9 protein-coding genes are annotated in these 10,518 nt (G+C 73.9%); 2 read left to right on the top strand and 7 right to left on the bottom strand.

Features of this window, described 5'->3' with window-relative positions; genetic code table 11:
• Positions 1 to 343 precede the first annotated feature (343 nt).
• The 6 genes from RM812_RS30645 to RM812_RS30670 form a co-directional block, all read right to left on the bottom strand.
• Positions 344 to 1,111 (bottom strand): endonuclease/exonuclease/phosphatase family protein, encoded by a 768-nt coding sequence (locus tag RM812_RS30645; protein WP_311579669.1) that lies wholly within the window; start codon positions 1,109 to 1,111, stop codon positions 344 to 346.
• Positions 1,112 to 1,190: 79 nt separating this feature from the next.
• Complete coding sequence (locus RM812_RS30650) at positions 1,191 to 2,144, bottom strand: ROK family glucokinase (RefSeq protein ID WP_311579672.1); 954 nt, start codon at positions 2,142 to 2,144, stop codon at positions 1,191 to 1,193.
• 54 nt (positions 2,145 to 2,198) lie between these two features.
• A complete protein-coding gene (locus RM812_RS30655; RefSeq protein ID WP_311579675.1) occupies positions 2,199 to 2,753 on the bottom strand; it encodes a DUF5304 domain-containing protein in 555 nt (184 codons plus the stop codon).
• A 57-nt stretch (positions 2,754 to 2,810) separates the two neighbouring features.
• A complete protein-coding gene (locus RM812_RS30660) occupies positions 2,811 to 3,992 on the bottom strand; it encodes an ArsA family ATPase (RefSeq protein WP_311579678.1) in 1,182 nt (393 codons plus the stop codon).
• A 110-nt stretch (positions 3,993 to 4,102) separates the two neighbouring features.
• On the bottom strand, positions 4,103 to 4,543 hold the full coding sequence (locus RM812_RS30665) for an SRPBCC family protein (protein ID WP_311579681.1): 441 nt from the start codon (positions 4,541 to 4,543) through the stop codon (positions 4,103 to 4,105).
• A 145-nt stretch (positions 4,544 to 4,688) separates the two neighbouring features.
• Positions 4,689 to 5,444, bottom strand: a complete 756-nt coding sequence (locus RM812_RS30670; RefSeq protein ID WP_311579701.1) for a metallophosphoesterase family protein — start codon at positions 5,442 to 5,444, stop codon at positions 4,689 to 4,691.
• A 362-nt stretch (positions 5,445 to 5,806) separates the two neighbouring features.
• On the opposite strand from RM812_RS30670, the gene RM812_RS30675 reads away from it, so the two are divergent.
• The gene (locus tag RM812_RS30675) at positions 5,807 to 7,603 is read left to right on the top strand and encodes an AMP-dependent synthetase/ligase (protein WP_311579684.1); all 1,797 of its coding nucleotides are present in this window, start codon (positions 5,807 to 5,809) and stop codon (positions 7,601 to 7,603) included.
• Between the two features lie 150 nt (positions 7,604 to 7,753).
• On the opposite strand, the gene RM812_RS30680 is transcribed toward RM812_RS30675, so the two are convergent.
• A complete protein-coding gene (locus tag RM812_RS30680) occupies positions 7,754 to 8,896 on the bottom strand; it encodes a glycosyltransferase family 4 protein (protein WP_311579687.1) in 1,143 nt (380 codons plus the stop codon).
• A 122-nt stretch (positions 8,897 to 9,018) separates the two neighbouring features.
• On the opposite strand from RM812_RS30680, the gene RM812_RS30685 reads away from it, so the two are divergent.
• Entirely contained in the window at positions 9,019 to 10,257 is a 1,239-nt protein-coding gene (locus RM812_RS30685; RefSeq protein ID WP_311579690.1) for a glycosyltransferase 87 family protein, read from the top strand.
• Positions 10,258 to 10,518 lie beyond the last annotated feature (261 nt).

Below are 10,518 nucleotides of genomic sequence, written 5' to 3' on the forward strand. Positions count from 1 at the left end.
TGCGGGCAGGCTACCGGGACGGGTTGGGCCGGACGGAACGGCCGGGCCACCGGGAGCGGCCGGGCCACCGGGAGCGGGCCGGTCCGGGCGGGCCGGGCCGGGCCGGACGGCCGGACCGGACGAAGCGGCCGGGTCACCGGGGCCGAACCGGGCTTGGCGGGCTTGGCGGGCCTCGCGGGCTTGGCGGGCCTCGCGGGCCTCGCGGGCCTCGCGGGCCTCGCGGGCAGGCTACCGGGACGGGCTGGGCCGGACGGAACGGCCGGGCCACCGGGGCGGACCGGCCGGGACGGAACCCGGCGGGTCGGGCCACCGGGGTGGGCGGGGCCGGGGCTCCGGCCCCTGCTCAGGACGTCGACGCCGGTACGCGGAGGGCGGTCAGGACCGGAAGGTGGTCCGTGGCCGCCCTCAGGTCGTCCTCGGCCACCCCCGGAAGTCCCCGCGGCACCCCGCAGCCCAGCACCTCGACGCCCTCCGTGACGAAGACCGCGTCGATGCGCCGGTCGGGGTCGGCGGCGGAGAAGGTGTACTCGCCGCCCCAGGGCGCCGCGGTCCAGCAGTCCCGCAGCCCGTCGCCGAGCCGCCGGAAGGTACGGCCGCCGGGGCGCTCGTTCAGGTCGCCGCCCACCACCGCGTGCTCCACGCCGAGGCCGGCGAGCCGGTCGAGGAGCAGGCCCGCCTGCTCGTACCGCTCGTCGCTCTCCAGCGAGAGGTGACAGCTCACGACGCCGAGGCGGGCCCCGCCGACCCGGACCACGGCGGTGGCGAGTCCCCGGCGGTGCCTGCCGGGGGTGAGCGGGAGCAGCACGTCCTCGGTGCGCTCCACGGTGGCCCGCAGCGAACACAGCAGCGCGGGTCCGGCGGCCGTGCCACCGCCGGAGAGGAGTACCAGCCCGGAGGCGTCGGCGAGCCGGGTGAGCTTCTTGCGCCACCGGAAGAAGCGGGGGGCCTCCTGGAGGAGGACGAGGTCGGGGGCGCAGGCGGCGATGACCCGGGCGAGGGCGTCGGTGTCGTCGCGCATCGAGCGGATGTTGTAACCGAGGACCCGGATGACGGCGGAACCGTCGGCTTCGGTACGGGAGTTGGGAAGCGGGGGGAGGGACGACGTTGCCATGCGGATCAAGATACGACGAGGCCCGCCGTCCCCGGACGGGGCCCGACGGGCACTGTCGTACGAGAGGGCCGTACGGCCGTCACATGATCGGGTCGGGCTCCCGGGCGAGGTCGGCCGCGCCCACCAGGCCGGCCTTGTTGCCGAGCTGGGCGGCGATCACGTCGGCGACCGGACGCCAGTTGCCGCCGACCAGCCACCGCTTGTACGACTTGCGGATCGGGTCGAGGACCAGGTCGCCCTCGTCGGAGAGCCCGCCGCCGACGATGAAGGCGGACGGGTCGAAGAGCGAGGCCAGGTCGGCGAGGCCGGCGCCGGCCCAGCGGGCCAGCTCCCGGTAGGAGTCGACGGCGACCGGGCAGCCCTGGCGGGCGGCCACGGAGATGTGCTTGCCCTCGATGCCGTCGGGGGTGCCGTCGCCGAGCGCGAGCAGCACCTCGGCGCGCTCCGGGGTGGCGTTGGCGCGCTGCTTGGCGTACCGCACGAGGGCGCGGCCGGAGGCGTACTGCTCCCAGCAGCCCTGCGAGCCGCAGCCGCACAGCAGACCGTCCGGCACCATGCGGATGTGGCCGAACTCGGCGGCCACGCCGAAGTGGCCCCGGCGCAGCTTGTTGCCGATGATGATGCCGCCGCCGAGGCCGGTGCCGAGCGTGATGCAGATGACGTTGCGGTGGCCCTTGCCCGCGCCGAACCTGTACTCGCCCCAGGCCGCGGCGTTGGCGTCGTTCTCCACGACGACCGGGAGGCCGACGCGGGCCTCGACCTTCTCCTTGAGCGGCTCGTTGCGCCAGTCGATGTTCGGCGCGAAGTAGACCTCGGAGCGCTGGCGGTTGACGTATCCGGCGGCGCCGATGCCCACACCGACGATCTCGTGCCCCGCGCGTGCGCCCTCCACCGCCGAGGCGATGGCGTCCACGATGGCCTCGGGCGTGGTGGGGGTCGGCACCTTGAAGGTCGAGAGGATGTTGCCTTCCTCGTCGACCACGCCGGCCGCGATCTTCGTGCCGCCGATGTCGACGCCGATGGTGAGTCCCATGAATCCCTCAGTTCGGTCGAGCCCCGCTAAGGGCAACCGTACCCGAGGCAGGGCTCAGTCCAGGTCGATGCGTTGGCCCGGGCCGCCGCCCTCGTCGCCTTCGTCGCGACCGTCGTCGCCGCGTTCGTCCAGGTCACGGGGGTCGCGCGGGTCCTTCGGGGCAGTGTCCCCGGCGGTCCAGCGGCGCTCCTGGTTCTGGACGGCGGAGCGGTAGGCGGCGAGGAGTTCGCCGCCGGCGGCGGCGAGGTGGTCGAAAACGTCCGGGTTGCGCTCGATGACCGGTTCGACGGCGGCCTTGGCCTGCTGGACGACCTGCCGCACCACCTGCTGGGCGGCCGGTCCGGCGACCTGCCCGAGCAGCGGGTTCTGGAGGCCGGACAGCTTGTCGGCCACGGTGTCGAAGAGCCTGCGCAGCTCCTCGGCCGCCGAGCCGGGGGGTGCTCCGTGCTCGGCACGGCGGCGGGCCTTCTCGGCCTCCAGGTCCTCGGCGCAGGCCGTCGCCCAGGCGTCGGCGTCGGTGGCCCGCACCTCACCGGCGGGGCCGGCCGACTCGACCGCGTCGGCCTCGTCGTGGCGTGCGGCCTCGGACGGGGGGAGCTCTTCGCTCATGACGGACTCCTGACTACGGTTCGTCCTTACGACGTTACCCGAACGTCCGCGGCGCGTTCAGCGGCTCTGCGGCCACAGCCTCGGGTCCGGCGCGAAACGCACGGCGAGCGTGCCCTCCCGCAGTGCGGCCCCGTCGACGGTGCAGCGGCGCAGCGCGGACGGCAGCGGGACGATCCGGCGGAACGGTCCGGCGGTGACGACCAGTTCGTCGCCGCGGCGGACGAGGTCGAGTTCGTCGCGTATGGCGCCGGGCAGCGGGACGTGCCAGACCAGCACGCCGTCCCCGGCCAGCCGGTCGGTGACGGGCCACTCGACCGGGGATGCGGCCTGGTTGACACCCGGGGCGCCGAGCGCGGCGAGGTCCTCCGCGCCGCGCGGGTCGCGTCCGAGGTGGGCGACGGTGTGGACGTCGTACGCGTCCTGCCACTCCTCCAGTGTCTTGCGCTGCTGGGCGAGGGGGCCGGCGAGCCAGCTGTCCGCGGGGGCGTCCTGGGGCAGGACGCGGTTGGCGACCAGCAGGTCGGCGCGCAGTCCGCGCAGGGCGAGGCCGAGGGTGGCGGCGCGGACTGCGTCGGCACCGGCCGGGCCCGGCTCGGCGACCAGCCGTACGACGGTGTTGCGGTCGGCGAGGACGGCCTCGGTGGCGGCGAGTTCGAGGTCCCACCGGGCTGCCGCCTCGTACAGCGCCTCGGCGGGCATGGGGACGCCGGCGAGCCGGCCGAGGACCGGGCGCAGGGCGCGGGCCGCCTGCCGTTCGGGCGGGAGCAGGCGGCGCAGGTAGCGGCGGAGTTCCTCGGGCAGGGCGAGCAGGGCGAGGGCGCGGGGCGCGGGCGGGAGGTCGACGACGAGGAGCTCGTGCGGATCACCGGCCTCGGCGAGGGCGGCTTCGCGCAGGGCGCGCAGCAGGGCGAGTTCGTCGGCGCCGGGCAGGGGGGTGAGCTCCTCGGCGTCGAGGCGGGCGGCGCCGAGGAGGTCGAGCGCGGAGGCCGCGCGCTCCTGGAGGGCGGCGAGGCCGTCCCGGAAACCCTGCGCGGGGTCGGGCCGCCAGGCGGTGAGGTTCGGTTCGACGCGCACCGGCGCCGGACCGGTGCGCACCCCGAGCGTGACGCCGAGGGTGTCGTCGCGGTCGGCGCCGAGGAGGAGGGTGCGGGTGCCCGCACGGGCGGCGGCGACCGCGGTGGCGGCGGCGACGGTGGTACGGCCGCTGCCGCCGGGGCCCGTGATCAGGATGGTGCGCATGAGGCTGAACGGTACCCGCGTGGCACGGCCGGTCGACCTCGTGACCGACGTCGGCAGACCTCCCGGGCCGTTCAGGCACGGGGGGGAGGCACGAGGCCCGCAGCGGGGGGCTACTTCGGGGCCGACTCCACGCGCTTCTTCAGCCCCGCCAGCGCCCGGTCGATGATGACCTTCTCCGCCTTGCGCTTGATCATGCCCAGCATCGGGATCTTGACGTCGACGGTGAGCCGGTAGGTGACCTCCGTGCCCGCGCCCGCCGGCCGGAGCAGGTAGGAGCCGTCGAGGGAGCGCAGCATCTGGGACTTCACCAGCGTCCAGGACACCTCGTGCTCGCCGCTCCAGGTGTACCCAAGCGTCTGGTCGTCCTTGATCGCCCCGGCGTCCATGACGAGCCGGACCTGCTCGGCACGCCCCTGCGCGTCGGTCGCGAGGACCTCCGCCTCCTTCACCTCGCCGGTCCAGTCCGGATAGCGGGCGAAGTCGGCGATCACCGCCATGACGTCGGCAGGTGCCGCCTCGATCATGATGCTCGAGCTGGTGTGTTCCGCCATCGCCGTGGTTCCTCCGGATGCGGGCCGGTACTGGGGTCGTCGTGCGCCGTCGCGCGTGTGTGCCGCGTGAAGGCTATCGCGCACGGGCGGCGCCAAGGTCACCACCTGCCCGCGCACGCCCGGCCGCCCGGCCTCGCGCTCCGGCTCACCACTCCAGCGCCCACGGTTTCCCCGTCGTCGCGAAGTGGCCGACGTTCACGCACTCGGTCCCCCCGATGCGCATCCGCCGGACCAGCGGCTGGTGCACGTGCCCGAACAGGGCGTAGCGCGGCCGGGTGCGCCGGATCGCCTCCAACAGCGCGCGGCTGCCGCGCTCGAAGCGCCGCGCCACCGTGTCGTAGACCAGTTCCGGGACCTCCGGCGGGATGTGCGTGCACAGCACGTCCACCTCGCCGACGGCCTCGATCTTCGCGGCGTACTCCTCGTCGCCGATCTCGTACGGCGTGCGCATCGGGGTCCGCAGGCCGCCGCCGACGAAGCCGAAGACCCGGCCGCCGATCTCCACCCGCTCCCCGTCGAGCACGGTCGTGCCGGGCCCGGCGTACTCCGGCCACAGGTCCGGCATGTCGACGTTGCCGAAGGTGGCGTACGTCGGTGTGGGGAACGCGGCGAACATCTCGGCGTACTGCCCCCGCACCGCCCGCTCGATCAGCGCCGCCCGGTCCTCGCCGACGCCCGCCCACAACCGGGCCCCCAGTTCCCGCGCCTCGGCGAAGCGGCGGGCGGTGCGCAGCTCGACGATGCGGTCGGCGTTCTCGACGCCGAAGAGGTCGGGGAAGATGCCGCGCGAGTGGTCGGCGTAGTCGAGGAAGAGGACCAGGTCCCCCAGGCAGACCAGGGCGTCGGCGCCGTCGCCGGCCCTGGCCAGGTCTCGGGCGTTGCCATGGACGTCGCTGACCACATGGACGCGCGTCCTCGTGTTGCCGGATGGTGTGGGTGCCATGGCGATCAAGCGTAGGCAGCGCACGCCTCTTGTGAACAGTGGCGGCCGGACCTGCGGTTACTGGCTGGTCGGTTGATACGTCGACTACTGTGCGCGAAGGAAACCCCAACCGTGTGACGCAGCGAACATCTCGCGGGGACCCCCTGTCGGAGAGGCCATACCGGCGGGTAACGTCCGGGCAGTCCAGTCGTGCTCAGGATTTCAACATGTGAATCGGCATGTATGCAGCATGTGATGTCCCGAGCACTTGCCCGAGCCTTGGACCGCACCGTCGCATCACACAGTGTCGTGGCGCCGGCGCCCTATGAGGAGCAGCAGTCTTGCGCGAGTTCAGCCTTCCGGCTTTGTACGAGGTCCCCGCGGACGGAAACCTGACCGACATCGTCCGCAGAAACGCCGCGCAGCACCCGGACGTCGCCGTGATCTCCCGCAAGGTGGGCGGCGTCTGGCAGGACGTGACCGCCCGCGCCTTCCTCGCCGAGGTGCACGTCGCCGCCAAGGGCCTCATCGCCTCCGGTGTCCAGCCGGGCGACCGGGTCGGACTGATGTCCCGCACGCGCTACGAGTGGACCCTGCTGGACTTCGCGATCTGGTGCGCGGGCGCGGTCACCGTGCCGGTGTACGAGACCAGCTCGCCCGAGCAGGTGCGGTGGATCCTCAGCGACTCGGGGGCCACGGCCTGCGTCGTGGAGTCGGCCGGGCACGCCGCCGCCGTCGAGTCGGTGCGCGAGCAACTGCCCGCCCTCAAGCACGTCTGGCAGATCGACGCGGGGGCCGTCGAGGAGCTGGGGCGCCTGGGCCAGGACGTCACGGACCGGACCGTCGAGGAGCGCGGCTCGATCGCGAAGGCCGACGACCCCGCGACCATCGTCTACACCTCCGGCACCACCGGCCGCCCCAAGGGCTGTGTGCTCACCCACCGCAGCTTCTTCGCCGAGTGCGGCAACGTCGTCGAGCGGCTGCGCCCGCTGTTCCGCACCGGAGAGTGCTCCGTCCTCCTCTTCCTTCCCCTCGCGCACGTCTTCGGGCGGCTGGTCCAGGTCGCGCCGATGATCGCGCCGATCAAGCTGGGCTGCGTCCCCGACATCAAGAACCTCACCGACGAACTGGCCGCGTTCCGGCCGACGCTGATCCTCGGTGTGCCGCGCGTCTTCGAGAAGGTCTACAACTCGGCGCGCGCCAAGGCGCAGGCCGACGGCAAGGGCAGGATCTTCGACAGGGCCGCCGACACCGCGATCGCGTACAGCAAGGCCCTGGACACCCCGTCGGGCCCGTCCCTCGGCCTCAGGATCAAGCACAAGATCTTCGACAAACTCGTCTACGGCAAGCTCCGCGCGGTCCTCGGCGGGCGCGGTGAGTACGCCATCTCCGGCGGCGCCCCCCTCGGCGAGCGGCTCGGCCACTTCTTCCGCGGCATCGGCTTCACGGTCCTGGAGGGCTACGGCCTGACCGAGTCCTGCGCGGCCACCGCCTTCAACCCCTGGGACCGGCAGAAGATCGGCACGGTCGGCCAGCCGCTGCCCGGCTCCGTGGTGCGCATCGCGGACGACGGGGAGGTGCTGCTGCACGGCGAGCACCTGTTCAAGGAGTACTGGAACAACCCCGGCGCGACCGCCGAGGCGCTGGCCGACGGCTGGTTCCACACCGGGGACATCGGCACCCTCGACGAGGACGGCTACCTCCGGATCACCGGCCGCAAGAAGGAGATCATCGTCACCGCGGGCGGCAAGAACGTCGCCCCGGCCGTGCTGGAGGACCGCATCCGCGCGCACGCCCTGGTCGCGGAGTGCATGGTGGTCGGCGACGGGCGGCCGTTCGTCGGCGCGCTGGTCACCATCGACGAGGAGTTCCTCGGCCGCTGGTGCGCGGATCACGGCAAGCCTGCGGGCGCGACGACGGCGTCGCTGCGGGACGATCCGGATCTGCTCGCCGCCGTCCAGTCGGCCATCGACGACGGCAACTCGGCGGTGTCCAAGGCGGAGTCGGTGCGGAAGTTCCGGGTGCTGTCCGATCAGTTCACGGAGGAGTCGGGTCATTTGACTCCGTCGTTGAAGCTGAAGCGGAACGTCGTCGCCAAGGACTACGCGGACGAGATCGAGGCGATCTACGCGAAGTAGTCGAGCGGCGGCGCCTTCTGGGGTGCCCCCTTGCCGCCGTCGGCGGGTGCGGGTTTCGTCGTGGCTTGTCGCGCAGTTCCCCGCGCCCCTGGGGGCATGCCGTCCCCCGCCCGAAGGCGCCCCGCATGACCACCCCGAAGAAGCCCCGCGTTACAGCAGGGCCTTCAGGTGCTCCGCCAGCAGGTCCCAGCGCCACTTCTCCTCGACCCAGGCCCGGCCGCGCTCGCCCATGCGGCGGCGCAGTTCCGGGTCGCCGAGGAGGGTCACGATGCGGTCGGCGGACTCCTCCTCCGAGTCGCCACGCACCACCCAGCCGGTCTCGCCGTCGAGTACCGCGTCCGGGGCGCCGCCGGAGTCGCCCGCGACCACGGGCAGGCCGGTCGCGGAGGCCTCCAGGTAGACGATCCCGAGCCCCTCCACGTCGAGTCCGCCCCGGCGGGTCCGGCACGGCATCGCGAACACGTCCCCGGCGCCGTAGTGTGCGGGCAGCTCGGACCAGGGCACGGCGCCGGTGAAGCGGACTGAGGCGGCGACGCCCGTGTCGTGGGCGAGGCGGCGCAGGTCCTTCTCGTAGGGACCGCCGCCGACGATCAGCAGGACGGCGTCCGGTTCGGCGGCCAGAACCCGCGGCATCGCGCGGATCAGCGTGTCCTGGCCCTTGCGCGGCACCAGCCTCGAGACGCACACCACCACCGGCCGCTCGGTCAGCCCGAGCCGGGCCCGCACCTCGTCGCCGCCGCTGCCCGGGTGGAAGGTCTTCTCGTCGACGCCGGGCGGCAACTGCCGCATCCGCGAGGCCGCCTCCGGGGTGAGCGCGCCCGCTATGCGTGAGCGGGTGTACTCCCCGAGGTAGGTGATCGTGTCCGTCGACTCCCCGATCCGGCGCAGCAGTTGCCGGGCCGCGGGCAGCTGGGCCCACCCGGCCTCGTGGCCGTGGGTGGTGGCGACGATCCGCTCGGCGCCCGCCTTCCTGAGCGCCGGCGCCATCAGCCCGAGGGGCGCCGCCGCCCCGAACCACACCGACGTGCACCCGTGCTCGCGCAGCAGCCCGACGGCCCGCCGGGTCGCGCCCGGCGTCGGCAGCAGCATCGTGGTGCGGTCCCGTACGACGGTGAAGGGCTGCTCGGCGTCGAAGGCGGCGGTGGCCTCGATGCCCTCCCGGCTCCGCTTCCAGGTGGAGGCGTGGACGACCAGCCGCTCGGGGTCCAGGCGCAGCGCCATGTTGTGCAGGAAGGCCTGGATGCCGCCCGGGCGGGGCGGGAAGTCGTTCGTCACGATCAAGGTCTTGCGCATCGCCGCCGACCCTACCGAACCGGCCGCCCGGGGCAGGGCCCGGCCGTGTCTGTCGCACACGCGCGGGTGTCCGGGCCATCATGGCCGCACCGGCACGGCGAGGGCGGACGGGCAGGGAGCACGTGGAGACGACGGACGCGGGACGGCCCACGGTGCGGCTGCTGACGGCCTGGGGCGCCACGCGGCTGGTGCTGCTGCTGTTCGTGCTGAAGGTGCTGGTCTTCCCGGGGCCGGACGTCACCGTCGACGTGTCCGTCATCTACCGGGACTGGTACGAGGTCCTGCGCACCGGAACGTTTCCGCCGGCCGACGTCACCTGGCAGTACCCGCCCGCCGCGGCTTTCGTGATCCTCTCCCCGGCTCTGCTGCCGTTCCTGTCGTACCCGACGGCCTTCTTCGTCCTGGCCTGCGCCGCGGACCTGGCCGTCCTCGCCCTGCTGTGGCGGGCGGGCCGGGGTCCCGGGCGCTCGCCGCGCGGGGCGTGGGTGTGGGTGGCCGGCGTTCCGCTGCTCGGTCCGACGGTGTACGCCCGCTACGACGTGATGGTCACGGCCGTCGCGGTGGCCGCGCTGCTCGCCGCCGGCCGGCGTCCGCGCGTGGCGGGGGCGCTGGCGGCCCTCGGTGCGCTGCTGAAGGTGTGGCCGGCGCTGGTGCTCGTCGGGGTGCGCGGGCGCGCGTCGTGGGCCGCCGCCGCGCTGAGCGGCGCCGGGCTGGCGGCGCTGATCGCCGTGACCATGCCCGGGGCGTTCGCGTTCCTGACGGCTCAGCGCGACCGGGGCACCGAGGTGGAGTCGCTGGGCGCGCTGGTCTTCCATGTCGCCCGGCACTTCGGCTGGGACGGCGAGGTACTGCTCCACTACGGCTCGGTCGAGTTCCTCGGCCCGTACGTCGACGCGGTGAGCAGGGTGGCCCTCGCCCTCACCGCCCTGGCGTTCGGCTGGCTGCTGCTGTGGCGGGCGGCGGCCTCGCGCTTCGCGGCGCACACGGCGGCGGACGCGGCCTTCGTGGCGGTGCTGGTGTTCACGGTCACGAGCCGGGTGGTCAGCCCGCAGTACATGGTGTGGCTGCTCGGCCTCGCCGCGGTCTGCCGGTGCTTCGGGGCCAGCCGCATGCGGGTGCCGGCCGCCCTGGTGCTGGCGGCGAGCCCGGTGACGGTCCTGGAGTTCCCGGTCTGGTTCGCCCACGTCGTCGCCGGGGACCCGCTCGGCATCGCGCTGCTGTTCGTCCGCAACGGCCTGCTGGTGGCCGCGGCACTCGTCGCGGCCCGCGCCCTGTGGCGCGACACGGTGCCGCGCGGGACCCCCGTACCGCCGTCGCCCTCCCGCTCCACCCACACCGACGAGGCACCGGCCTCCTCCTGACCCCCGCCCCGCCCCCGACCGAGGCCGACGCACAGCCCGCGCCCGGCGGCCGAGCCGCACCGAGCGGCCCGCACACCCCCCAGGCCACCCGGCGAGCCACGAGACCAACGGGCGACCACCGCGCGCCCCGACACCAGAGGCCCGCCACGGGGGTACTGTCTGCCGCGTTTCCCTGTCCGCCAGCGGAAGGAGTGCGGCTTCCCGTGGGGTCCCAGCGCCGCCTTGCACCATCCGGGTTCGACCACGGCGCCACCGCCGCCG

Origin of the sequence: Streptomyces lancefieldiae, from assembly GCF_031845825.1 — a bacterium.
Classification (GTDB): Bacteria; Actinomycetota; Actinomycetes; order Streptomycetales; family Streptomycetaceae; genus Streptomyces; species Streptomyces lancefieldiae.